Source organism: Glycomyces sp. NPDC050141 (assembly GCF_055586545.1).
The window spans coordinates 25,527-48,812 of record NZ_JBVJHZ010000011.1 but is presented as its reverse complement, the minus strand read 5'-3'; the positions used below and the strand labels follow the sequence as shown (position 1 = coordinate 48,812).

Here is a 23,286-nt window from a genome sequence, read left to right as displayed (position 1 = left end):
CCGCTTCGCCAGCTCATCCGAGCGTACGCCCAACCCTACCGGCGGACCACAACCGGCGGGGTGCCGATAACGGATCGCCTTCGCTCCAAGGAGTCCCGCGGCGTCCCGGCCCGCCCGCGCCGACGCGACGACGTTTCATGTCGGCGTGACCGATTGTCGCAGGCACTGACGCAGCGTACATTGGCACCGTGCCCACCGACGGAACTTCGCAGCCACCGGCCTCGTCCGGCTCGTCGGCGTCCCCTCGCGAGGCGTACCAGCGCGTCAAGCGGACCCCGGAGCTGCCCGCCCCCGAGGCCGTGAAGATGCGCATGACGCCCATCGCCGCGATCGGCACTCTACTGTGGGCGGTCGCGCTCGTGCTGACGCAGATCTTCCGCGACGAGCTGGCCGACTCGGGCCGCGAATGGTGGGGCGCCTGCGCGCTCGCCGGCGTGATCATCGGCCTCCTCGGCACCGCCGGGATGGCGTTCGCCGACAAGAGGCACTTCGGTAAGACGAAACAGGTCCAGGGCTGAAGCCCGGCCGCTTCCGGTTAGAGGAGCTCGGAGCCCTCGTCGTCGTAGACGACCTCGGACTTCTCGACGCCCTGCGGGGTCGTGTCGACGAACTCGCTGATCTGGGAGTGGGCGCCGCAGCCGTGGTCGGCGGAGACGACGCGGGCGTCCTCCGACGAGTACAGGTTCGCGCAGGCGCCGAACGCCAGGCGCATCGAACCGGCCAGCGGCAGGAAGAACCCGCAGGTGCCGCAGCGCGCGGGCGCCGGGGCGGCCTCGGCGATCGGGGCGGTCGGGCCGCGGTCGCCGTCGTACCAGCGCTGCGCGGTCTCGGCGCGGCCCTCGCGGTTCATCACGCGTTCGCGGCCGAGGCCGAGCTCGAAGGTGATGTCCTCGACGGCGTCGTCGTCGGAGAGCTGGTAGGCGGGCATGAGGCGGTCGTCGTCGTCCTCGGTCGGGAGGACTTCGCCGGTGCCGACCTCGCCGCCCTGGAGGCGGTCGGCCCACGGGACCCACGCCGGCGAGCGCAGCGCGTCCTGGCCGGGCAGCAGCGCCGACTCCGACACGGTGGCGACGCGGGCGCGCGGCGCGCGGGTGAGCACGACGGCCCAGCGCCAGCCGCGGTACCCGGGCAGGGTGCACTCGAAGTAGTGGGTGACGACCCGCTCGGTCTCGGCCTCGACGCCCAGGTGCTCGCCGATCCCGTCGCCCGCTTCCTCGGCGGCTTCGCGGGCCAGGTCGAGGGCGTCGGCGAGGACCCGGTCCAGGCGCGGTTTGCGGCTGCGGGTCTTGGCGGCGGCGGTAGAGGTGTCAGGCACGCTTTCAAGCATAGGTCAGCTCGGGGCCGCACCCGGCGGACGGTGCACCGGGTGGGAAGCGGAATACACCACACTCCGCAGCTGAACGGGCCGGGAACGGCCCGGTAGCTTTGACGCCATGCGAATACTCGTCGTGTGCGCGGTCGCCGAGGAAGCCCAGGCCATCGAGGCCGGGCGCTCACTCCGCCACGAGCTGGACGTCCTCGTCTGCGGTGTCGGACCGGCCGCCGCCGCGGCCGCCACCGCCCGGACCATCGCCGAGAACAGCCAGATGGGCCGCGCCTACGACGTCGTCGTGAACGCGGGCATCTGCGGCGCGTTCCGCGGCAGGGCCCGCGTCGGCGACCTCCTCATCGCCACCGACTCGGTCGCCGCCGAGCTCGGCGTCGCCCTCCCGGAGCGGTTCCAGCCGATCGACGAGATCGGCTTCGGCACCAACCGGATCGGGTGCAACACGGTCCTCACCGTCGCCGTCGAGGGCGTGCGCGGCGAGATCCTCACCCTCGCCTCGATCACCGGCTCCGACGAACTCGCCGCGAACCTCGCCGCCCGCTACCCCGGCGCGATCGGGGAGGCCATGGAGGGCTTCGGGGTCGCCACGGCCGCGCAGCAGGCCGGGCTGCCGTTCGCCGAGATCCGCGCCGTCTCCAACTACATCGGCGACCGCGACGTCCAGAACTGGGACTGGACCGCCGCGCTGAAGACGCTCACGACCGGGATCAGGGAGCTGTAGGTATGGCCGCACTCGGCATTCCGTTCGATGTCGATCCGGGTGGCGCCCTGCACCTGGCGCATTCGCCGTGCCCGAACGACACGTTCATCTACCACGCGTGGACCTCGGGCCTCATCGACGGCGCCCCCGCGACTCGGCTGACGTTCGCCGACATCGACGTCACCAACACCGCTTGCGCGCGAGGCGAGTTCGACGTCGCGAAGGTCTCGTACGCGGCCCTGCCGTACCTCGGCGACGAGTGGCGGCTGCTCCCCGCGGGCGGCGCGCTCGGCCGCGGGTGCGGTCCGCTCGTGCTCACCAAGGGCGGCACGGGCATCGGCGACCTCGCGGGGAAGCGCGTGGCCGTGCCCTCGGACCGCAGCACCGCGTTCATGCTGTTCAACCTGTGGCTGCGCGACCTCGGTTCACCCGAGGTGGCATGGGAGGTCGTGCCGTTCGACCAGATCATGCCCGCCGTGCAGGGCGGCCGGTTCGACGCCGGGCTCGTCATCCACGAAGCCCGGTTCACCTACCGCGAGTACGGGCTCCAGTCGCTGGTCGACCTCGGCGAATGGTGGGAGGGGAGCACCGGCTGCCCGATCCCGCTCGGCGCGATCGTCGCGAAGTCCCATCTGGACACCGACGCGGTCACCGACGCGATCCGGGCCTCGCTCGACCACGCGTGGGCGCACCCGGAGGCGAGCCGCGCCTATGTGGCCGAGCACGCGCAGGAGATGTCGGACGAGGTGTGCCGCATGCACATCGACCTGTACGTGAACGAGTTCTCGCGCGACCTCGGCACCGAGGGCCGCGCGGCGGTCGAGCGGCTGCTGGGCGGCGCGGCCGAGCTCGGGCTGGTCCCGGAACTGCGGATCGCGGTCCCGTAGGGCGACCCGCGTAGCCGTCCGGTCACCCGCGCGTCCATGCCGTCCGGTTCATGCCACGCTAGGCTTGACGGACTCATCAGTTCCCTGCAGACGAGAAGTTCGAGGTTCAGCGGTGCCCAGTGGTCGAGTGAAATGGTTCGACGCCGAGAAGGGATTCGGATTCGTCTCCCGCGATGACGGCGGCAAGGACGTGTTCGTGCACCGCGACGCGCTGCCCGAGGGCGTCGAAGAACTCGCCAAGGGCACGAAGGTCGAGTACAGCATCATCGACACGCGCCGCGGGGTCCAGGCGATGGGCCTGCACGTCGTGGCCGCCCCGCAGGCCGGCGCGGCCCCGGCGGCCGAGGTGCCGAAGCGCTCGCCCGAGGAGCTGAACAGCCTGCTGCAGGACATGATCGGCGTCCTCGAGCAGCAGGTCATGCCGCCGCTCTCCCGCGGCCGCCGCCCGGACCGCAAGACCGGCGCGAAGATCGCCGAGATGCTCCGGGCCGTCGCCGGCGACCTCGAATAAGCGGCCGCGCGCGGCGACCGGGATAGTCTCTGAGAGGTGACCTCCCAGGCGACTCCCCCGGCTACCGACGCATCCACTGCCACCGCCTCGGCGCTGCTCGAACGGCTCTCGTCGCTCCCGTCGCTCATGGTGGCGTTCTCCGGCGGCGCCGACTCGGCGTTCCTGCTCGCGGCCGCCGTGCGGGCGCTCGGCCCGAACCGGGTCGAGGCCGCGACCGCCGTCTCCCCCTCGCTGCCGCGCATCGAACTCGAACGCGCCCGCGAGTTCGCGGCCGGACTCGGCGTCGCCCACCACGCCCCGGCCACCGACGAGCTCTCGCGCGAGGGCTACCGCGCCAACGCCGGGGACCGCTGCTTCTTCTGCAAGACCGAGCTGATGAGCGTCGTCGGGCCGCTCGCCGCCGAGCGCGGCATCGCCGCCGTCGCGACCGGCACCAACGCCGACGACCTCCGCGCCGGGTTCCGGCCCGGCATCCGCGCCGCCGCGGACGCGGGCGCGATCACGCCGCTGGCCGACGCGGGGCTCAGCAAGTCCGAGATCCGGGCCGCGTCGCTGGCGTGGGGCCTGCCCACTTGGGACAAGCCCGCGGCGGCCTGCCTCGCGAGCCGCATCGCGTACGGCGTCGAAGTGACCGCGGGCGGGCTCGAGCGGGTCGCCGACGCGGAGCACGCGCTGCGGCGCGCGCTGGCCGAGGCGGCGATCCCGGTGCGGAACCTGCGGGTGCGGGACATGGGCGGCGACGCGGCGAAGGTCGAGATCGACGCCGAACTGGTGGCGGCCGTGGCGGGGCGGCCCGACGTGCTCGCGGCGGTCGAGGGCTTCGCGGAAGTGCGGCTGGACGAGCAGGGCTTCCGGTCCGGGGCGATGAACGAGCTCCTGCCGAACCCCGAGCGCTACCGCTGAGCCGAAAGGCCCGCCTGGCGGTGGAGAGTGCCCGGTGAGACGGGTCAGCGGCGATCGTCAGTGGAGGATGAGTCCGAAGATCCGCCTCACCGGGTCCATAACCCCTCGGGAACCCCTCATTCCCCGAGGCCCCCACCGTGGGACATGAGCCTGAGCGCGCCCTGAACCGACCCTGGCAGTTCCCTGATATAGCAGTGTTCGCCTTACAACAGGCAGTGTGCGTCTTATGTGGCGGATGCCTCGGAATTATCCCCAATCGACACTCGGGCGGCCGGTTCTGCGATGCGGGGCCGTATCATTCGCCCATGCTGGGGCACTTGGGTTTCGGGCGGTTGACGCCGGAGCGGCTGGCGGCCGCGCGGGCCGGGCACCGGCCCGGGCCGCGGCGGTTCGGGCTGCGGGCCATCGCGGCCTACCGGCGGTGGCTGTCGCCGCGCGTGCAGGTGGAGTGCCGGTTCGTGCCGAGCTGCTCGGGTTTCGGGTACCGGGCGGTGTCCCGGTACGGCCTGTGGACGGGCGGGCGGCTCGCGCTGGGGCGGGTGCTGCGCTGCCGCCCCGGGGTGACACCCGGCACGCATGATCCGGTGCCCGGTCGCAGACGCGACCGTTAAAATCCAGCGCATGAGTGACTCGAACATCGCCACGTCCGACAACCTGGACCACAGCGCGCCCAAGACCCGCAGCCGCGCCGTCAAGCCCGGCCACCTGGAGGTCGGTGAGTTCACCTCCGGCCACATCGGCGCCTCCTCGCCCTTCGGCACCGCCTCGTTCCCGCTGCCCGCGAACACCGTGTACTACGAGAACACCGGCCAGGTCGAGACGCGCGTCCTGGAGGACGAGCGCCACTAGGGGGTGTTGAAGCATCCGTGGCGAGTCGATATCCGAGTCCGTTCGTTCGCTCGCAAGGCGGAGGGGCCTTTGCATACCGGTGTTGTATGCAAAAGCCCCGACAACGCAGCGAGCGGGCGAACGGGCCGGATAGCGGCCGTCAGGGATGCTTCAACACCCCCTAGCCCGCCGGGCAGCAACGGATTACCAAGACGTTGTAAGAAAATTTCATAGGTGGTATGTTCTTGCGCACACGGGGTGTGCGTCTCGTCGTGCACTCGTCACGCCGCGGCGCGCGCCCCGTCCCCCCGTTCAACCCCGGAGGAAGAAGCGCAATGCCGCGTACCGCCCGCATCGCGGCGGGAGTGCTGGGCTCCGCCCTGCTACTGACCGCCTGCGAATCCCCTGATCAACCGCCTGGCGACGGCGGCTCGTGGACCGACGAGCCGACCGATTCGCAACTGGCGTCCCTCGCCCAGGGCACGGCCGAAGAGGCCGAGCAGTTCTACTTCGTCATGACCGACCGCTTCGCCGACGGCGACGCCGCGAACAACACCGGCGGCCTGGAAGGCGACGCGCTCACCACTGGCTACGACCCCACGAAGCGCATGTTCTACCAGGGCGGCGACCTCGCCGGGGTCGAGCAGCAGCTCGACTACATCGAGGGCCTCGGCACGACCGCGATCTGGCTGACCCCCGTCGTCGTCAACCAGCCCGTGCAGGTCACCGACAACTGGACCGGCGCCGGCTACCACGGCTACTGGGGCACCGACTTCACCGCCGTCGACCCCCACCTCGGCGACGACGCCCAGCTCCAGAGCCTCATCGACGCCGCGCACGACCGGGGCATCGAGATCTACCTCGACATCGTCGTGAACCACACGGCCGACGCGGTCGAGTACGCCGAGGGCTCGAACACGTATGTGGAGAAGGAGGACTCGCCTTACACGGACGTGGAGGGGCGGTCCTTCGAGGACGCGAACTACGCCGAGTCCGACGAGTTTCCCCAGGTCGACGCGTCCTCGTCGGCTTACACGCCGGTGCTCGAGGACGACGAGGCCGCGCTGAAGTCCCCCGAGTGGCTCAACGACCCGACGATGTACCACAACCGCGGCGACTCGACCTACACCGGCGAGTCCTCGACGTACGGCGACTTCTCCGGCCTCGACGACCTGTGGACCGAGCGCCCCGAGGTCGTGGACGGCTGGATCGACGTCTACTCGGAGTGGATCGCCGAGTCCGGCGTCGACGGCTTCCGCATGGACACCGTCAAGCACGTCAATCTCGAGTTCTGGCCGCAATTTCTTGCAGGCATCCGCGAAGCCTCCGATGCGAAGGGCATCGACTTCTTCGCGTTCGGCGAGGTCTACTCCGGCGACCCGAACGTGACGAGCGAGTACGTGCGCCAGGGCGACCTCGACGCCGTCCTCGACTTCGGGTTCCACGGCGCCGCAACGGGCTTCGCGTCCGGCACCGCCGGGGCCGACGGCCTCGCGAACCTCTACGACTCGGACGCCCTGTTCACCACGGACGGGACCGACGCCCTGTCGATGCCCACGTTCGTCTCGAACCACGACATCGGCCGCGTCGGCCGCACCATCGTCGAGACCGCGGACGAGTCGACCTGGACCGACCGGGCGATCCTCGCCCAGCAGCTCATGTTCCTCACCCGCGGCCAGCCCGTCGTCTACTACGGCGACGAGCAGGGCTTCACCGGCTCCGGCGGCGACGACTACTCGCGCCAGACCATGTTCGCGTCCCAGGTGGGCGACTACCTCGACGACGACCTGATCGGCACCGACGCGACCCACGCCGACGACAACTACGACACCTCCCACCCGATCTACCAGGCCATCGCCGAGCTCTCGCAGCTGCGCGAAGCGCACCCGGCGCTCGCCACCGGCACCCAGGTGACGCGCTCGACCGAGAGCGGCGTCTTCGCCTTCTCGCGCATCGAGAGCGCTGAGGGCGTGGAATACCTTGTGGCCGTGTCGAACTCGACCGAGGCGCAGACGGTCGCGGTGGAGACGTACTCCGACACGTTCACCCCGGTGTACGGCGACGGCTCAATCGAGGCCTCCGACGGGACTGCCCAGATCACTGTGCCGCCGCTGTCGGCCGTGGTGTTCAAGGCCGACAATGCCATTGACGGCGGGGCCGCTCCTTCCGTGAGCCTCCACGTCGATGAGGAGTCGGCGACCACCGCCTACGTCTCCGCTGACGTCTCGGGTGATCCGCTTGCGCGCGTTGCCTTCGCGGTGTCCGTGGACGGCGGCGAGTGGACCTACGCGGGCACCTCGCCCGGCCCGGACCACCGCATCGCCTACGACCTGGACGGCCTCGCGGGCGGCAAGTCGGTCGAGTTCAAAGCCGTCGTCGTCGACCGCGGCGGGCGCACCGCCTCCGCGCTCGCGACGACCACCGTGGCCACCCCCGACCAGGCGGGCGGGTCCCTCGACTGGGCCCAAGTCCACTACGACGGGGACGCCTCCAAGTGGGGCGTGTACGCGTGGGGCGACATCGCCGAGTCCTCGCAGACCACCTGGCCCGACTCGAACGCGTTCGCGGGCGAGGACTCCTACGGGTCGTTCGCTTCGCTGCGGCTCGCCGAGGACGCGAGTTCGGTGGGGTACCTGGTGATCGACGGGGACGGCAACAAGGACTACGCCTCCGACCGGACGTTCGACCCGAACGCCACGCCCGAGATCTGGCTGAGCGCCGGGACCGGGGACGTCGCGTACTCGCTGGCCGAGGCCAACGGGTACGTCACCGTGCACGCGCCGGATGACGGGACCGACTGGGGCCTGCACCTCTGGGGCGACGCGCTCTCCGATGGCGTTGCGACGCAATGGGACGCGGCCCGCGCGCCCGACGGGACCGACGCCTGGGGCAAGTACTGGCACGTGCCCGTCGACGACGTGAACGCCGACATGGGCATGATCGTCCACTCAGGAGACACGAAGCTGTACGGCTCGGACATCCTCCTCAAGCCCGCTTCTATGGGCGAGACCTGGGTGAACGCCTCCGGTGCGCACGCCTCGCAGGCCGCCGCCGACGGCAAGGCCGTCATCCACTACCAGCGTCCCGACGGGGACCTCGACGACTGGACCCTCCACACCTGGGAGGGCGCAGCTGCCCCGACCGACTGGAACAACGGCTTGCAGCCGGTGCGCACCGACGCCTTCGGCTCGGTGTACGAAGTGCCGCTTGCCGATGGCGCTGAAGCGCTGTCGTACATCCTCCACCGCGGCGACGAGAAGGACCTCCCGACCGACCAACGCCTCGACTTCGCCGAGTACGGCCAGGAAGTGTGGATCACCGCCGCGACCCCGGGCTACGTGCGCCCGGCCGGGGCCTCCACGGGCCGCTCGCTGGAGCTCGACCTCGCTGCGGAGCAGGCGGTCTGGCTCGACGGCGACACCGTCGCCATGGACGTCGACGCGACCGACGGGAAGATCTTCGAACTCCTCGCCAGCGCCGACGGGTCGATTGCGGCCCAGGACGGGGCGCTGACCGGGAGCTTCGAGACGATCTCGCTGACGGCGGCCGGGGGTCTCACCGAGGCGCAGCGTCAGGCGTGGCCGCAGTACTGGGGTTATAAGGCGTTCAAGGTGAACGCGGACGGCGATGCGATCCGGGAGGCGCTGCGCGGGCAGCTCGTCGCGGTCGAACGCGACCACACCGGGGCGGCCTGGTACGCGACGGGCGTGCAGACGGCCGGGGTGATCGACGCGGTCTACGACGACGCATTGCATATCGATCTGGGCGTGACCTGGAAGGGCAAGAAGCCGACGGTGTCGCTGTGGGCGCCCACGGCGAAGTCGGTGCGGCTGGAGCTGTTCGATTCGCCGGAGGACACTGAGCCTGCGGTGCACGAGATGCAGTTCTCCGAGCGCACGGGCGTGTGGTCGGTGAAGGGCGCGAAGGACTGGGACCGCAAGTACTACCGGTTCGCGCTGGAGGTGTGGCACCCGGCTTCGCAAGCGGTGGAGTCGTACTCGGTGACCGACCCGTACTCGCTGTCGCTGGCGGCGGACTCGACGCACAGCCAGATCGTGAACCTCGACGCCTCGGACCTCGAACCTGAGGGCTGGGACGAGGAGGAGGCGCCTGCCTCGCGCGATCCGGCCGCGGCGCAGGTGTGGGAGCTGCACGTCAGGGACTTCTCGATCGCCGACGAGTCGATGGACGAGTCGCTGCGCGGCACGTATGCGGCGTTCACGCAGGAGGACTCGACTTCGGTGCAGCACTTGGCGGAGCTGGCCGAGGCCGGGCTCACCCACGTGCACCTGCTGCCGACGTTCGACATCGCGTCGATCCCGGAGACCGGTCAGGCCACTGTGGACTGCGACCTGGACCTGATGGCGGCGAACTCGACCGAGCAGCAGGCGTGCGTCGGGGCGGTGCGCTCCGAGGACGCGTTCAACTGGGGCTACGACCCGCTGCACTTCAACACGCCTGAGGGCTCCTATGCGACCGATCCCGATGGGGCGCAGCGCATCCTGGAGTACCGGGAGATGGTGCAGGCCATGCACGAGCTGGGTCTGCGCGTGGTGAACGACGTGGTCTACAACCACACGGCCGCTTCGGGTACCGCCGACAAGTCGGTGCTCGACCGGATCGTGCCGGGCTACTACCACCGCCTGGACGCGGACGGCGAGGTCTACACGTCGACGTGCTGCGCGAACACCGCGACTGAGCGGCCGATGTTCGACAAGTTCATCGTCGAGTCGACCGAGCTGTGGCAGGACGCCTACCACGTGGACGGCTTCCGCTTCGACCTCATGGGCCACCACCCGAAGTCGAACCTCCTTGCGGTGCAGGCGGCCCTGGACGAGGACATGCTCTTGTACGGCGAGGGCTGGAACTTCGGGGAGGTCGCGAACGACGCCCTGTTCGAGCAGGCCACGCAGGTGAACATGGCGGGCACCGGGATCGGGACGTTCAACGACCGGATGCGCGACGCCGTGCGCGGCGGCGGCCCGTTCGACGGGGACCCGACCACGCAGGGCTTCGGCTCGGGCGCGTGGACGGACGACAACGACGGCACTGCGACGGATGCGGAACTGGCGGCGCTGCTGCACGCCCAGGATCTGACGAAGCTGGGCCTGGTCGGCAACCTCGCCGACTACGAGTTCACGGCCTCGGACGGCACGGCGACCACGGGCGCCGAGCTGGACTACAACGGGACCGGCGCCGGTTACACGGCCCAGCCCGGCGAAGCGGTGAACTATGTGGACGCCCATGACAACGAGATCCTGTTCGATGCTCTGGCGTACAAGCTGGGCGACGTTACCGGGACCGAGCGCGCGCAGATGCAGGTGCTCTCGATGGCGACGGCGGTGCTCAGCCAGGGCACCGGGTTCTCCACGGCCGGTTCGGAACTGCTCCGGTCGAAGTCGCTGGACCGCGACTCGTACGACTCCGGCGACTGGTTCAACGCCATCCGCTGGAACTGCGAGGGCACCGAGGGCTTCGGGTCGTCCAGCAACGGGTTCGGGGCGGGCCTGCCGCCGCAGTGGACCTCGGAGGCCAAGTGGCCGTACGCGGAGGACGCGATCGCAGCGGTCGACCAGCCGAGCTGCGCGGACATCGAGCTGGCGAACCAGCGGTACCTGGAGCTGCTGCGGATCTCGGCGTCGACGTGCGCGTTCAACCTCGGCGACGCCGACGAAGTGGCGGCGCGGGTCTCGTTCCCGCTCTCGGGCACTGACGCCGAGACGCCGGGCGTGATCACCATGCACATCGACCTGGGCGGCCTCGACGGCGCTTGCAAGAACGATGCGTTCGAGTCGGTCACGGTGGTGTTCAACGCGAGCCCGGACGCGGTCACGCAGACCGTGGCCGAGGCGGCCGGTTCGGGCTCAATGCTCCACCCGGTGCTCCAGGACTCCGCCGACCCCGCGTTCGCCGAAGCCTCATTCGAGGACGCGACGGGGACGTTCACCGTCCCGGGCCGGACCGTGGCGGTGTTCACGAGCTGAGCCGACGTAGCGATCCGCTAACGAAACCGCTCTTGACAGGGCGGGAATACTAGGGATTAGTTTCGGATCCCTGAAGCCGGGACGGGTGCGGCACCCGTCCCGGTTTAATGTTTTCTCAAGAAACCTGAGGGGGACAGGCCCTGCGGGTGCCGGATACGATCGCTGCATGACGTACCCCCCGCAAGACCCCGCCGCGCAGCCCGGCGGCCAGTACGGGCCCTCCCAGCCCGGCGCGCAGCCGCCCGCGGGAGGCTACGCCCCCGGACAGGCCGGTGCCGAGACGTACGCGACCACGCAGCTCCCCGGCCAGTACCCGGGCCAGCCCGACCCGCAGGCCCAGTACGCGCAGTACGACCCGGCGAGCGGCTACCAGGTCCCCTACGCCCAGTACGGACCGCCGCCGGTGCAGCCCACCACGAAAAGCAGCGCGGGCACCGCGATCCTCGTGATCGGCGTGGTCCTGCTCATGGCGCTCGGCGCGTTCGGCGGCTACTACTTCCTCGGCGGGAACAACGACGACAGCGGGACCCTGAACGCCGGGGACGACGACGCGACGGTCGAGAACACGCCCGGCGGCGGGGACGGCGAGGAAGAGGGCGGTGACGAGGGCGGCGAGGAGTCCGAGGAGGCGCCGCTGCCTTCGGGCACGCACCTGACAGTGACCTCGCTCGGGTCGGTCACGCCGATCCCCGGCGCCGAATGGACGTACACGGCCGGGCCGGGCGTCTCCTCCGAACCGCTCGCCGACGCCGAGATCTACCAGGTCAACCACACCGAGTCCTGGGTATCGCTGTTCGCAGTCGGCCTCTACTCGGGCGCGGCGGCCGTGTTCGACCCGGCCGACCTGCCCGCCAGCGCGCTGAGCGCGTCGGAGGTGTGGCTCGGCGACGGGTTCTCCACTGTGGAGGGCTACCAGCAGGGCGAGATCAAGTACACCGAGGTCGAGGTCGACGGGCGGCCGGGCGTGCTCGCGGAGTGGCGGAACTCGTGGACGGCGTCGCCGGACACGACCGACCTCTACGAGGACACGGCGATCCTGGTCGTGGACGTGGACGGCGTGAACGGGTTCATCGGGGTCGCGTCCGTGTCCGAGTCGGGCACGGCGATGTACGCGCCCGCGATCGAGGCGCTGCTGGCCACGGACTTCGGGGCCGAGTCCGCCTGAGCCGCAAGGTTTCCAGCGGGCCGCGCCTTCGGGCGCGGCCCGTTTCCCGTTCCCGGGCCGGAGGGAGCGGCCTTTCGCGTGTCCGGGGCGTCGCCGGGGTCGGGGGTCACGCCGCCAGCGCGGCGAGTTTCGCGCGGACCCGCTCGATCTCGGCCCCGAGGCGGTAGGCGCCGTACACCGAGGACGCGGCGGTCCACTCCTCCTTCGCCGCCGCTTCCTCGCCCCGGGAGAGCCGGGCGTCGCCCAGGTGCTCGCGGGCGAACGCGGCGCTCACGTCCAGGTTGCTGGCCTCGTACCAGTCGAGCGCCTCGAGGTAGTGGCCGATCGCCGCGTCGAATCGCCCGCTGGCGTACGCGATGTACCCGAAGCCGATGTCGGTGTTCGCCTTGGCGAGCAGCCGCCACGGCTCCTGAGCCGCCGCCAGCACCTGCGTGTAGCACGCGAAGGCCCTGTCGAGGTCGCCGAGCCGGGCGCTGTGCCAGCCGACCGCGTACCGCAGGCGGTTCGCCCAGTAGTGGTTGCCGTGTTCGACGAAGTACTCGAAACCCTGCTGGGCATAGCCGAGCGCTTCGCTGTCGCGGTCCTCGGCGCCCGATCCGATGGTGAGCACGTAGCTGACGATCGCCTTCGCCCCCGGGTTCCGCTCCCTGCCCGCCGACTCGAGGACCCGGGTGAGCTCGTCCCGGACGAAGGTCTCGGTGCTCGCCAGGAGCATCGGGCCCGACAGGTAGCCGCGTGAGGTCATGCGGCCGAGGACGCCGCCGACGCGTTCGGTCGCGGCGAAGGCCTCGGCGGCGGTCTCGGAGCGGTGCATCTTGCGGTAGCGGTCGACGAGGAACTCGGTCAGGCACCAGCCGAGCTGCCAGATGCGGACCTCCAGTTCGGGCCAGGCTGGCTCCAGGCGGACCAGGCCGTGCAGGATCTCGTCCTCGGTGTCGAGCCAGGCCGTGGCCTCGACCGCGTCGCGGACCGGTTCGACGGAGACGCCCGGGGCGGCCGCGCCGAGGTCGAACCGTTCGACGCTGGTGTCGAGGAGCTTCTCCGCGTCGGCGGCCGTGAAGAGGTAGTGCTCGATCATCCGGCGGGTCGCGGCCTCGCGTTCGGGCTCCGCGACTTCCTGCTGGAAGCGTTCGGCCGCATAGGAGCGCAGGAGGTCGTGCATGGTGTAGCGGCCTTCGCGGTGCTGGTCGACCAGGTGCACGTCGGCGAGTTCCTGCAGGGCCGCTTCGGCGTCGGCGGGCGGGGCGCCCATGAGGCTGGCCATCGCCGGGACGGTGAGGTCGGGGCCGGGGTGGAGGCCGAAGAGCCGGAACGCGCGGGCGGCGCGGGAACCGAGGGCCTGGTAGGAGCAGGCGAACACCGAGCGCGGGTCGGCGGCCGGGTCGGCGGCGGAGAGGACCCGGAACACGTTCGTGGTCGTGTCGAGCCGGTCGGCGAGCGAGGCGAGGGAGAACTGCGGGTGGGCGGCGGCCCACGCGCCGATGAGGGTGAGCGCCAAGGGGAGCCGCCCGCAGGAGGCGACGATGCGCAGGACCGCGCGTTCCTCGTCGAGGGCCCGGTCCATGCCGATGCGGCGCACCAGGAGCGCCCACGCGTCGGCGTCGGCGAGGAGGTCGAGCGGGACGGTCTCGGCGCCTTCGGTCGCGTCGAGCCCGGTGAGGCGGTCGCGGCTCGTCACGAGCGTGAACGATCCCGGCGCGACGGGCAGGAGCGGGCGCACCTGCGCCGCGTCCCTGGCGTTGTCGAGGACGACGAGGACGCTCCGCTGCGACAGGAGCGTCCGGTAGAGGCCGATCCGCTCGTTGACGCCCGCCGGGAGCTGGTGGGATTCGACGCCGAGGGCGACCAGGGCCTCGCCGAGGACCGCGCTCGGGTCGACGCCGGGCGCGAGCGGGTCGAAGCCGCGCAGGTTGAAGTACAGCTGCCCGTCGGGGAAGCGGTGGGCGACGCGCTGCGCCCAGGACACGGCGAGCGCGGTCTTGCCGACGCCGCCCATGCCGGTGACGACGGCGAGCCCGGCCGCGCCTTGGGCTTCGTCGAGGAACCGGTCGAGCATGCCGATCTCGCTGCCGCGCCCGGTGAAGCGGGTGTTGGCGCGCGGGAGCATCGCGGGGACGCGGCGCGGGAACGGCGCCTCCGGGGCGGGCGGCGCGGCCGGGCCCGGGGACGGCGGGCCGTCGCGGAGGATCGCGGTGTGGAGGTCGCGCAGGCCCTGGTCGGGGTCGGCGCCGAGCTCGTCGGCGAGGCGTTCCTTCAGGGCCGCATACGCTTCGAGCGCTTCGGCGGTGCGCCCGCCGAGGTGCAGGGCGCGCATGAGCAGGGCGGTGAACCTCTGGCGGGTGCCGTGGACGGCGACGATCTGCCGCAGCTCGTCCACGACCTCCGCGGCGCGGCCCAGCTCCAGGTCGAGGTCGATGCGGCGCTCCAGGAGCGCGAGGCGGTGCTCGTCGTAGCGGCGGCGGACCGCGTCCACGGTGAGTCCGGAGAGGTTCGCGAGCGCGGGCCCGCGCCACTCGCCGAGGGCCTCCCTGAGGGCGGCGACGGCCTCGTCGAGGCGGCCCTCGTTGCGCAGGGCGCGCGCCCGGTCCTCGTTCGCCCTGCAGCGCAGCGTGTCCAGCTCGGCCGTGTCGATGCGCAGCCGGTAGGCGCGGCCGACGGTCTCGACCCGGTCGCGGGCGGCACCGAGCTTGCGGCGCAGCACCCCGACCGTGTTCTGCACCTGCGTCTCAGGGTCCTGCGGGATGTCGACGCCGTAGACGGCGCGCACGATGCTGTCGAGCGGGACCACGCTGTTCGCCTCGTCGAGGAGGATCGCGAGCACCGTCGCGGTGTTGCCGCGCGGGACCGCGACGGGCGCGCCGTCGACGCGGAGTTCAAGGGGCCCAAGCAGGCGCACGTCGAGGTGGGGCATGTGGTTCCGCCTTCGATCCGGGACGGGACAGGGGGACACCCAGTGTCCCACAACGCCATAAGTGACGCATTCCTCAAAGCGGCCGCGGCCGGGGCATGACCGATCGGTGACCGATCCGTGAGCGCACCCGAGACGATGCCGTTCCACAGCGTTTGAGGAGGCAGACTGATGCACCGGATCGAGATCCCCGAGGACTACGAGGACCGCCTGGCCGCCGGACGCCACGCCGCCGCGCGGCTCCCCGCCGGCGACGTGCGCGAAGGGGTCGACCGCGCCCTCGACGCCGCGCCCTCCCGGGAACGGTACGAGCAGGCCGCCGACCTCGCCGACCGGGCCGAGGCGCTCACCGGGGAGCTGACCGCGCGCGGCTTCGACGGCACCGACGCCGACCGGGTCGCGTGGCTGCGCCTGGACTACCTGGGGCGGCTGCAGTCCCTCGCGTTGAGCCCGACCATCGACCGGTTGAGCAACCCGGCTGTGGCCGACGCGATCCAGGCCGCATGGACCGCCGCTGAGGCGGCCCGCTCCGAGTACGTGCTGGTCCTGGAACGCGCGCACGCCGACATGCTGGCCGCCCGCGTCCCCGACCGTAGCGGCGACGAACTGCGCGACCGCATCGCCCGCGCCTCCCACGAGCGGTTCGAGCACACGACGGACGACGACCTGTGCTCCGCCGAGGTCAATGTGGAGGGACGGCTGACGGAGTTCAAGTTCCTCGTCCCCAACGCCACCCTCGACACCGAGTGCGAAGAGCTCTCCGTCCAGGCCACCGCCACCATCCAAGCCGCCCAGGGGAAAGCCGTGGACCGCCTCACCGAACTGCTCTCGGGCCGATGAACGCCCGCCTCCGGCTCGGCCCGGGGCGGCGCTGGAACGCCGCCCTGCTCAACCTCTCCGGGCTGAGCCTCGGCTTCTTCCACCTGCGCCGGTGGCGGCGCGGGCTCGTGCACCTGCTGGTCACGGCGGCCCTGGTGTGGGTCCTCGCCGCCGGGGCGGTCGCCGGGAACCCCGGTGTCTGGCTCGGGGTGGCCGTGGCGTGGCTGGCCTGGATGGCGGTGCACGCCTACCGGATCGGCGAGGTAGAGCCGCGCCCCGAGCCCGGGTCGGTCGAGGACATCGAGCAGTCGCTGCTCGGCCGGATCAGCAAGGACTCGCTCGAACTGACCGAACCGGCACCGCCCGAGCGGCGTCCTTCATGGACGGCAACGGCGGTCGGCGCGGTGCTCCTCGCCGCGCTCGTGGTCGGCGTCAGCGCCATGCGCGGCGCCGCGAACGGCGAACTCGAGGCGGCGCAGGCCGCGCACGAGGCCGGGGACTGCGTTGCGGCCGAAGGCCACTACGACCGGCTCGACCTGCGCTACCAGCTGTCCTTCAGCGGCGCTCTGCCGCTCGCCGAACGCGACCGCGCGCAGTGCGGACTGCTGACTTCGGCCCGCGCCACCGCCGAAGCGGGCGACTACGCGGCCACCGTCGAGGCGTACGGCACGTACCTCGACCTCACCGACCCTCCCGCCGAAGACCTCGCCCGCAATGAACTCGCCGACGTCCACCGTGCCCGGGCGCAGGCCGCCACGGCCGAAGCCGATCCAGCCGCCGCAGTCCTCACCGGCTACTCCGAGGCCATCGGGATCTACGCGCTCCTGACCGCCGAGTTCGACGGCACCGAAGCAGCTGCATCCGCACCCGGTGCAGTGCAGGCGATCTACGACGACGCGTTGGCGGACGCGGCAGCGGCCGGGCACTGCGAGCAGATCGAGGTGCTCGACTACTTCGAGGGGCGCGACTGGACCACCGAGACCGAGTACGCCGATGTCGCCGACGAGTTGACCGCGGCCGCCCGCGAGGACGCCGCCGCGAAGCTCCCGGGGATGCTGTTCGACTGCGGCCGTCAGGCTTACGAGGGCGGCGACCGCGCGACCGCGAAGTCGCTGCTGACATGGCTCATCGCATACGCGTCCGAGGACCCGAACCTCGCTGACGCGCAAGGCATCCTCGACGCGATCACCGCGGCGGAGGCCCGCGAGGCCGAGGAGGAGCGGCAGCGGCAGGAGGAAGCGGAGGCCGAGCGGCAGCGCGAGGCGGAGGAGGCCGCCGAGGAGGCGCGCCTCCAGGAGATCCGCGACGAGATCGCCGACGCGAGCAGCGGCGGCGACAACCTCGCCGACCCGCAGGAGAACGGCTGGACCGGCGGCTCGATGGAGCTCGAGATCGGCAACGCATCCGGCTACACGCTGGAGATCCTCTACGACGGGCCCGAGACCGGGAGCTTCACGATCGGAGGTTGCAGCGACTGCACGGGCCAGTGCGGCGACGGCTGGGCGGTGTGGGAGACCGTGTCGCTCCCGGCGGGCGAGTACGAGATGGTCGTCAAGGCCACCGACCCGTACGTGACCCCGTACTACGGCGTGTGGGACCTCGACTCGGGCACGGCCTACAAGGAGTGCTACTACATCGAGACCTATTAGGACTTGATGCGGACCGGGAAGAGGACGGTGCTCGCCACGGTGCTGTCGCGCTCGGCCGCGAGGGCGAGGCGGCGGGGGTCGGCCATGTAGGCGTCGATGGCGGCCTGGCCGGGGAAGCGGTAGACGTGGACCTCGTGCGGGCTGCCGTCGGCGCCGTCGCCGACCGCGCGGGAGACGAGCTCGCCGCCGTGCTCGGGGACGAGCGCGGTCACCTTGTCCTCGTAGGCGGTCATGGCCTCCTCCGCGCCGGGGAGGGCGCGGAGGAGGCAGCACAGTTCGATCGGAGTGTCGGCCATGGCGTCCATGATCCCCGCGCGTCAGTCCTCGTCGTCGGGGACCCGGCGGAGGAGGTCGCCGGGCTGGCAGTCCAGGACCCGGCACATCGCCTCGAGGGTGGTGAAGCGGACCGCTTTCGCCCTGCCGTTCTTGAGCACCGCGACGTTCGCGGGCGAGATCCCCACGGCCGCGGCGAACTCGCCGACCGACATGCCGCGCTGGGCGAGGAGGACATCGAGGTCGACGATGATGGGCATCAGACGACCTCGGCCATCTCGGTTTCGAGGTCGGTGGCCTTGCGGAGCAGGCCGCGCATGACGACCATGAGGGTGGCGAACGCGAGGCCGACCCCGACGCAGACGACCGCGCCGCCCCAGAGGCTCAGCTCGTCCATACTGGCGTCCTGCCTGAAGGGCATGGCGCCGGAGGTGAGATGCAGGAAGACGCCGAAGGCGAGGGCGGTCGCGCCGAGGGCGGCACCGATGATCGCGTCGAGCCAGCGGAAGGCCTTGAGCGAGAAGATGGCGCCGGACTTGATCATCGCGAGCAGCCGCCACAGTGCGAACAGCGCGACCTGGACGCACGCGATCCCGAGGATCGCGATCGCGGTGTAGGCCATGACGAACGGGCGCATCTCGACGTAGGAGCCCTCGACCGCCTGCGCCATGCCCTCCTGGACGGCGCCGGGGGCGACCACGATCTGCCCGAAGAGACCGGCGAGGAAGGCGGCGGCGATGGCGAGCTGCAGCAGGATTGCCGAAAAACGATTCATGCATCGATTATCGATCGATAGCTATCGAAAATCAATAGATCAGGGAGTGTTGGCACGAACCCGGGAGGGTAAGGTCGGCATGACTCGACAAGGGAGGCAACGCGATGACGCACACCGACTCGCCCGAACACCGGCTCTGGCAGGAGGCCGACACGGGAACCGCCGAGATCCGCAGGCTCACCGCCGGGCGGCCGTTCTGCGCAGGCGTCCTGCTCGTCCGCGACGGCAACGTCCTCACGACCCTGAGCGCCGACGGCATCGACGCGGCGGACGCGGACGGCACCGACTGGTACGTCGGCGGTGTCGGCGGCGGCCAGGAACCCGGCGAAGACCCCTGGGAGTGCGCCCTGCGCGAGGCCCGTGAAGAACTCGGCGTGGAAGTGCGGCTCGTAGCGGCGGAGCGAACCTTCCTGCACGACATCGACACCGACACGCTGCGCGAAGCCCGCACCGGCGACACCCCGGCCCCGTTCATCGTCCACCGCTCGCCCAACCCCGACCCGACCAGGCCGTTCCGGCCCGACCTCCCCTCCGGGCCGTTCACCTACTTCTGCATGTTCCTCGCCGAGTTCATCGGCGAACCGGACCGGTTCGAGCCCGACGACCCCGACATCGCCGCCCTGGTCTGGATGCCGCTCAAATCAGGGCCCCTCCTCGGGGAAGGCGCGACCTTCGCGTCCCTCACCGCCACCGGCGCGACGATCGCAGCAGGCGGGCCCATCGCCCCCGAAGCACGAATCCATCTGACCCGCAACGAAAGCCTCCGCATAGCGGGCCCGCTCCTCGCCGACAGGCTCGCGTAGGCCCGCCGAGCTCAGCCCCGGGGGATGTGGAACGTCATGTGCGGCAGCATCCGCCCGGGAATCGACTCGCTCGGGAACTCCCCCGACCGCATGAACCCGAACCTGGCGTAGAACGACTCCGCATTCGGGTCGGCCTCCAACGTGACCGTCTGGGCCCCAAGCGCTTCCGCAGCGAGCAGCGCCCGCTGCAGCAACGCCTTCCCCACACCGGTCCCGATCGCGGGCGGGTCGACGAACAGCGACTCGAGCCGGGCCTCCGGGACACCCTCGACCAGGCGGTAGAACCCCACCAGCCCGCCCGCCCCCTCGGCCACCACCAGCATCCCCGACGCGCACACCTCCGGCGAGTACGTCAACTCCTCGCGAATCGCCGCCAGGAACTCCTCGCTGTAACCCCAGTACGCCTTCGACCGCATCGCCAACGCTGAAACCACCGGCGCCTCATCGGCACGAGCAGCACGAAACTCGATGTCCACCAACCGAAGTCTACGGAAGCCGACACACAGCGTGACCCACCCCGCCCGGGCGCCGACGACGCGGCGGCCGGTCTCCGGCACACCCAGGCCTTTTCCGGTGTGCACCAACAGGATTGGTAGGGCTAGCCGCAATGCGCCGGGCACTGGACCGGCATAGCTTCCAAACTATGCGAAATTCCAACAGATTCCTTATCGCCGCGGGCACCGCGGCCGCTACAGCGCTCGCGCTCTTCCCGAGCGCGGCACTCGCCGAGACCGGCGGGACCGGAAAGCGGCCGTCCATCGACTGGCAGCCGTGCGCGGAAGCCCCCGAGTTCGACTGCGCCACCATCGAAGTGCCACTCGACTACGCCGATCCCCGAGGCGAGCAGATCGAGATCGCCCTCGCCCGCCGCCTCGCCACCAACCCCGACGAGCGCATCGGCACGATCCTCATGGACCCCGGGGGCCCCGGCGGCTCAGGCGTGCAAGACGTCATCAACGGCGAGTACGCACTGGCCGAGGACGCGGCCGAGCGTTTCGACTTCATCGGCTTCGACCCGCGCGGCGTCGGTGACAGCACCCCGATCGACTGCGACGCCGAACTCGTGGCCGCATTCGAGGCCACCCCGGTTCCGACGACCGAGTCTTCATTCCAGACCTGGCTGGACCGCAGCGAAGCCACAGCCGAATCCTGCCGCGAGCTCACCGGCCCGCTCTTCGACCACGCCGACAACCTGCACGTCGTCGAGGACATCGAACGCATCCGGCGCGCCATCGGCGAAGGCGACCTGAACTACCTCGGCTTCTCCTACGGCACCTTGATGGGCCAGCAGTACGCCGAGCGGTACCCCGAGCGCATCCGCACGATGGTGCTGGACGGGAACCAGGACCACAGCCAGGAGACGATGTGGGAGTTCATCAGCGCCAGCACCGCCGCGTTCGAACGGAACTTCGGCGAGTTCGCTGAGTGGTGCGACACCACTGAGGCCTGCGCACTCCACGGGTCCGGCACGGTCGAGGTCTACAAGGAACTGCAGGACCGGGCCCGGGCAGGCGACCTGACCGACCCCGGCAGCGGCGCGCCGCTCGACTTCTTCGGCCTCTCCCGTGTCGCCTTCGCCGCCAACCAACCCGCCGCCTGGTCCTCCCTGGCCGAAGGGCTGAAGGCGATGCGCGACGGAACCCCCGCCTCCACGGCGCTCACCGACTCGGCCGGCACCGCCGCGGGCGCCGTGCGGCAGTTCCCGGAGATGCCGATGTTCTGCCAGGACTGGGACTTCCGCATCGACGAGTTCGCCGAGTGGGAGTCGATGATGAACCGCCTGGCGGACGAGTACCCCGTGACCGAGTGGAGCCCGTACGCCGGGCTGCCCCTGTTCTGCTCGGGCTCGGGCATCGAGCCGACGAACCCCCAAGGGCCGCTGGACATCGAGGGCGCGCCCCCGATCGTGCTGGTCGGGACCGTTCACGACTACGCGACCGTGTACCCGTGGTCGGAGAGCGTCGCCGCGCAGACCGGCGGCGCCCTGGTCACCTACGAGGGCTACGGCCACACGGCCTACGGGCTCAAGACACCGTGCCTGGACGAGGCCGTCGACGCCTACTTCATTGACTTGGAGGTTCCGGCAGCCGGTCTCAGCTGCGCTGGCGTAGAGCGCTGAAGCGAACGCTTAGGGGCCGCCCGTGGTCGACACCCTCAAAACCGTCGACCACGGGCGGGTTGCTGTTAGGTGTAGGGGTTGTCGTCTTCCTTGCCGATGCCCCAGACGTCATCGTCCGGGTCTTCGGTGAGGAACGATTCCCGCTCGACCTCGTTGTCCTGGTTGCCTCCGGCGCCGCGGCCGCCGCCACCGCCCATCATGCCGCCGCCTGCCGCCTTGGCGCCGGCGCCGGTCGCGGTGCCTCCGGCCGGGGCGCCGAGCATCGTCGCGGTGCCCATGCCTCCGCCGGTGGGGGCGCCGCCCGCGGGGAGGCCTGAGCCGAGCCCGCCCGCGCCGCCGCCCATGCCGCCACCGCCGAGGCCGCCTCCGCCGGAGGCGAGACCGCCGGAGAGGTCTTCGGGGTCTTCAAGTTCGGAAGCGTCCCAGGGGTTGTCGAGTTCGGGGACCTCAGGCTGCGCCATGTCCTCCATGCCGGAGGGGGTCTCGGGCATTGTCGGCTGCTGCTGGTCCTGGGACTGGGCCTGGTCCTGCTGCTGCTGGTCTTGTTCGTCTTGGTTCTGTTCTCCTTCGGTCTTTTCCTCTTCCTCCTCCTTCTTGTCTTCTTCGGAGGATGCTTCTTCGTTCTCTCCGCCTGTACCGCTGGTGGAGTGGTCCTCGGCGGCCTGGTGGTTCTCCATGTCCTTGCCGCCGCTCGACTTGTCCTCCAGGGGCTTGAGGAGCTCGGCGGCCTGCGTGAGGGCCGCTCCGGCCGTAGCGTCGGCGGCGTTGATGAGGGACGTGAGGGTCTGGAGCCCGAACGTCCCCGCCGCCGCCTGGGCCTGGAGGGCCGCTTCGAGGATGCCGCCGAACGGGCCGGCCATCGCGATCGCGGTGCGCTGCGCCGGGCCGAGGGTCACCATCGGGGCGGGCTGGATGTTGAACCCGACGGCTTTGAGCGCGGCGTCGGCGGCTTTGAGGCCGGTGCATTCGAGGAGCATCTGCGCGGCGGTCCCGGCGAGGCCGCTCGCGGTCGCGGTGACTTCGCCGATGACCTGGGTGATGTGGGCGTTGACGTTGCCGACCTCGCCGTTGAAGGCGTCGTTCGCGGTGTCGCGCCAGTGGCTGTTGATCTCAGCGACCTTGGTGCCGTAGTCGGTCTGCTGAGTGGCGAGATCCGTTGCGGCGGCGGTCATCTCGGAGGCGTACGTGAGGAACTCCGAGGGGTGCGCCGAGAGCGCGTCCTGGTAACTGGGCATGGGGTCCTCCTAGGCCTTCGGCGTGGTGTTGAGCTGGTTCTGGATGCCGCCGAAGCGGGCGCTCATCTCCTTGTCGGCGGCGTCGAGGTCGTCGGCGCTGCCGATGACCTGGTCGCCCTGCCAGGTGAGGCGGCGCTCGACGCCGGTGGCGACGGCGGCGAGCGCGGTCTGCCAGCGGCGGCCGGCCTCGCCGGTGGCGAAGCCGGTGTTGTTCTCGGCTGCGGTCGCCGCCGGGCGCTCGACCCGCCTGGACGCGGCCTGGCTGTTCGGGGCCAGGCCGCGCAGGCCGGTACCGCCCGTTCGCACATCGTCAACGTCCATGTGCACGGTCATGGGCTCCTCCTTCTCCGAGGTGTCGACGCCCTCGCGGGCGGACGCCCGGCGGCGTCAGGAGTACTGT

General features: G+C 70.9%; 21 protein-coding genes. 13 read left to right on the top strand and 8 right to left on the bottom strand.

Features of this window, described 5'->3' with window-relative positions; genetic code table 11:
- Nucleotides 1-188 precede the first annotated feature (188 nt).
- Nucleotides 189-518: a DUF2530 domain-containing protein gene (locus ACZ60M_RS09355; RefSeq protein ID WP_465416368.1), complete on the top strand. Its 330-nt coding sequence runs from the start codon at nt 189-191 to the stop codon at nt 516-518.
- Between the two features lie 17 nt (nt 519-535).
- On the opposite strand, the gene ACZ60M_RS09350 is transcribed toward ACZ60M_RS09355, so the two are convergent.
- Nucleotides 536-1,315: a DUF3027 domain-containing protein gene (locus tag ACZ60M_RS09350; RefSeq protein ID WP_465416367.1), complete on the bottom strand. Its 780-nt coding sequence runs from the start codon at nt 1,313-1,315 to the stop codon at nt 536-538.
- A 118-nt stretch (nt 1,316-1,433) separates the two neighbouring features.
- On the opposite strand from ACZ60M_RS09350, the gene mqnB reads away from it, so the two are divergent.
- From mqnB to ACZ60M_RS09310, 8 genes are all read left to right on the top strand, one after another.
- Nucleotides 1,434-2,048, top strand: a complete 615-nt coding sequence (gene mqnB, locus ACZ60M_RS09345; RefSeq protein WP_465416365.1) for a futalosine hydrolase — start codon at nt 1,434-1,436, stop codon at nt 2,046-2,048.
- A 47-nt stretch (nt 2,049-2,095) separates the two neighbouring features.
- Complete coding sequence (locus ACZ60M_RS09340; protein WP_465416467.1) at nt 2,096-2,914, top strand: 1,4-dihydroxy-6-naphthoate synthase; 819 nt, start codon at nt 2,096-2,098, stop codon at nt 2,912-2,914.
- A 112-nt stretch (nt 2,915-3,026) separates the two neighbouring features.
- Entirely contained in the window at nt 3,027-3,425 is a 399-nt protein-coding gene (locus ACZ60M_RS09335; RefSeq protein WP_465416363.1) for a cold-shock protein, read from the top strand.
- A 36-nt stretch (nt 3,426-3,461) separates the two neighbouring features.
- On the top strand, nt 3,462-4,328 hold the full coding sequence (gene larE, locus ACZ60M_RS09330) for an ATP-dependent sacrificial sulfur transferase LarE (protein WP_465416361.1): 867 nt from the start codon (nt 3,462-3,464) through the stop codon (nt 4,326-4,328).
- 305 nt (nt 4,329-4,633) lie between these two features.
- Nucleotides 4,634-4,939: a membrane protein insertion efficiency factor YidD gene (gene yidD, locus ACZ60M_RS09325; RefSeq protein ID WP_465416359.1), complete on the top strand. Its 306-nt coding sequence runs from the start codon at nt 4,634-4,636 to the stop codon at nt 4,937-4,939.
- A 10-nt stretch (nt 4,940-4,949) separates the two neighbouring features.
- Nucleotides 4,950-5,177 (top strand): hypothetical protein, encoded by a 228-nt coding sequence (locus tag ACZ60M_RS09320; protein WP_465416357.1) that lies wholly within the window; start codon nt 4,950-4,952, stop codon nt 5,175-5,177.
- 314 nt (nt 5,178-5,491) lie between these two features.
- Nucleotides 5,492-11,140, top strand: coding sequence for a pullulanase-type alpha-1,6-glucosidase (gene pulA, locus ACZ60M_RS09315; RefSeq protein WP_465416355.1), 5,649 nt, complete (start codon nt 5,492-5,494; stop codon nt 11,138-11,140).
- Between the two features lie 166 nt (nt 11,141-11,306).
- Nucleotides 11,307-12,305, top strand: a complete 999-nt coding sequence (locus ACZ60M_RS09310) for a hypothetical protein (RefSeq protein WP_465416353.1) — start codon at nt 11,307-11,309, stop codon at nt 12,303-12,305.
- 106 nt (nt 12,306-12,411) lie between these two features.
- Here ACZ60M_RS09310 and ACZ60M_RS09305 read toward each other — a convergent pair whose 3' ends face one another.
- The gene (locus ACZ60M_RS09305) at nt 12,412-15,216 is read right to left on the bottom strand and encodes an AfsR/SARP family transcriptional regulator (protein WP_465416351.1); all 2,805 of its coding nucleotides are present in this window, start codon (nt 15,214-15,216) and stop codon (nt 12,412-12,414) included.
- 168 nt (nt 15,217-15,384) lie between these two features.
- On the opposite strand from ACZ60M_RS09305, the gene ACZ60M_RS09300 reads away from it, so the two are divergent.
- Nucleotides 15,385-16,053, top strand: coding sequence for a hypothetical protein (locus ACZ60M_RS09300; RefSeq protein ID WP_465416349.1), 669 nt, complete (start codon nt 15,385-15,387; stop codon nt 16,051-16,053).
- Complete coding sequence (locus ACZ60M_RS09295; RefSeq protein WP_465416348.1) at nt 16,050-17,681, top strand: hypothetical protein; 1,632 nt, start codon at nt 16,050-16,052, stop codon at nt 17,679-17,681. Before ACZ60M_RS09300 ends, ACZ60M_RS09295 begins: the two co-directional genes overlap by 4 nt.
- Here the strand turns inward: ACZ60M_RS09295 and ACZ60M_RS09290 are convergent.
- The 3 genes from ACZ60M_RS09290 to ACZ60M_RS09280 are packed head-to-tail and all read right to left on the bottom strand — an operon-like array spanning nt 17,678 to nt 18,729.
- On the bottom strand, nt 17,678-17,977 hold the full coding sequence (locus ACZ60M_RS09290; RefSeq protein ID WP_465416347.1) for a hypothetical protein: 300 nt from the start codon (nt 17,975-17,977) through the stop codon (nt 17,678-17,680). The genes ACZ60M_RS09295 and ACZ60M_RS09290 overlap by 4 nt on opposite strands.
- 21 nt (nt 17,978-17,998) lie before the next feature.
- Nucleotides 17,999-18,214, bottom strand: a complete 216-nt coding sequence (locus tag ACZ60M_RS09285; RefSeq protein WP_465416345.1) for a helix-turn-helix domain-containing protein — start codon at nt 18,212-18,214, stop codon at nt 17,999-18,001.
- Complete coding sequence (locus tag ACZ60M_RS09280; protein ID WP_465416344.1) at nt 18,214-18,729, bottom strand: DUF2975 domain-containing protein; 516 nt, start codon at nt 18,727-18,729, stop codon at nt 18,214-18,216. Before ACZ60M_RS09280 ends, ACZ60M_RS09285 begins: the two co-directional genes overlap by 1 nt.
- A gap of 104 nt (nt 18,730-18,833) precedes the next feature.
- Between ACZ60M_RS09280 and ACZ60M_RS09275 the strand changes: the two genes are divergently transcribed.
- Nucleotides 18,834-19,532 carry an NUDIX domain-containing protein gene (locus ACZ60M_RS09275; protein WP_465416339.1) on the top strand — a complete coding sequence of 233 codons (699 nt, stop codon included), beginning with the start codon at nt 18,834-18,836 and terminating at the stop codon, nt 19,530-19,532.
- Between the two features lie 11 nt (nt 19,533-19,543).
- Here ACZ60M_RS09275 and ACZ60M_RS09270 read toward each other — a convergent pair whose 3' ends face one another.
- Nucleotides 19,544-20,008, bottom strand: a complete 465-nt coding sequence (locus tag ACZ60M_RS09270) for a GNAT family N-acetyltransferase (RefSeq protein ID WP_465416337.1) — start codon at nt 20,006-20,008, stop codon at nt 19,544-19,546.
- Between the two features lie 167 nt (nt 20,009-20,175).
- On the opposite strand from ACZ60M_RS09270, the gene ACZ60M_RS09265 reads away from it, so the two are divergent.
- On the top strand, nt 20,176-21,651 hold the full coding sequence (locus ACZ60M_RS09265; protein ID WP_465416335.1) for an alpha/beta hydrolase: 1,476 nt from the start codon (nt 20,176-20,178) through the stop codon (nt 21,649-21,651).
- 65 nt (nt 21,652-21,716) lie between these two features.
- Here the strand turns inward: ACZ60M_RS09265 and ACZ60M_RS09260 are convergent, their stop codons facing one another.
- Nucleotides 21,717-22,886, bottom strand: a complete 1,170-nt coding sequence (locus ACZ60M_RS09260) for a hypothetical protein (protein ID WP_465416333.1) — start codon at nt 22,884-22,886, stop codon at nt 21,717-21,719.
- A gap of 9 nt (nt 22,887-22,895) precedes the next feature.
- Complete coding sequence (locus ACZ60M_RS09255; RefSeq protein WP_465416332.1) at nt 22,896-23,219, bottom strand: hypothetical protein; 324 nt, start codon at nt 23,217-23,219, stop codon at nt 22,896-22,898.
- Nucleotides 23,220-23,286: the final 67 nt, after the last annotated feature.

Coding starts and splice junctions, on each gene's coding strand:
- ACZ60M_RS09290 (WP_465416347.1), bottom strand. CDS start 17,977: ATGGCCGACACTCCGATCGAACTGTGCTGCCTCCTCCGCGCCCTCCCC.
- ACZ60M_RS09320 (WP_465416357.1), top strand. CDS start 4,950: ATGAGTGACTCGAACATCGCCACGTCCGACAACCTGGACCACAGCGCG.
- ACZ60M_RS09255 (WP_465416332.1), bottom strand. CDS start 23,219: ATGACCGTGCACATGGACGTTGACGATGTGCGAACGGGCGGTACCGGC.
- ACZ60M_RS09280 (WP_465416344.1), bottom strand. CDS start 18,729: ATGAATCGTTTTTCGGCAATCCTGCTGCAGCTCGCCATCGCCGCCGCC.
- ACZ60M_RS09295 (WP_465416348.1), top strand. CDS start 16,050: ATGAACGCCCGCCTCCGGCTCGGCCCGGGGCGGCGCTGGAACGCCGCC.
- ACZ60M_RS09305 (WP_465416351.1), bottom strand. CDS start 15,216: ATGCCCCACCTCGACGTGCGCCTGCTTGGGCCCCTTGAACTCCGCGTC.
- ACZ60M_RS09260 (WP_465416333.1), bottom strand. CDS start 22,886: ATGCCCAGTTACCAGGACGCGCTCTCGGCGCACCCCTCGGAGTTCCTC.
- ACZ60M_RS09300 (WP_465416349.1), top strand. CDS start 15,385: ATGCACCGGATCGAGATCCCCGAGGACTACGAGGACCGCCTGGCCGCC.
- ACZ60M_RS09275 (WP_465416339.1), top strand. CDS start 18,834: ATGACGCACACCGACTCGCCCGAACACCGGCTCTGGCAGGAGGCCGAC.
- pulA (WP_465416355.1), top strand. CDS start 5,492: ATGCCGCGTACCGCCCGCATCGCGGCGGGAGTGCTGGGCTCCGCCCTG.
- ACZ60M_RS09285 (WP_465416345.1), bottom strand. CDS start 18,214: ATGCCCATCATCGTCGACCTCGATGTCCTCCTCGCCCAGCGCGGCATG.
- ACZ60M_RS09265 (WP_465416335.1), top strand. CDS start 20,176: ATGCGAAATTCCAACAGATTCCTTATCGCCGCGGGCACCGCGGCCGCT.
- yidD (WP_465416359.1), top strand. CDS start 4,634: ATGCTGGGGCACTTGGGTTTCGGGCGGTTGACGCCGGAGCGGCTGGCG.
- mqnB (WP_465416365.1), top strand. CDS start 1,434: ATGCGAATACTCGTCGTGTGCGCGGTCGCCGAGGAAGCCCAGGCCATC.
- ACZ60M_RS09310 (WP_465416353.1), top strand. CDS start 11,307: ATGACGTACCCCCCGCAAGACCCCGCCGCGCAGCCCGGCGGCCAGTAC.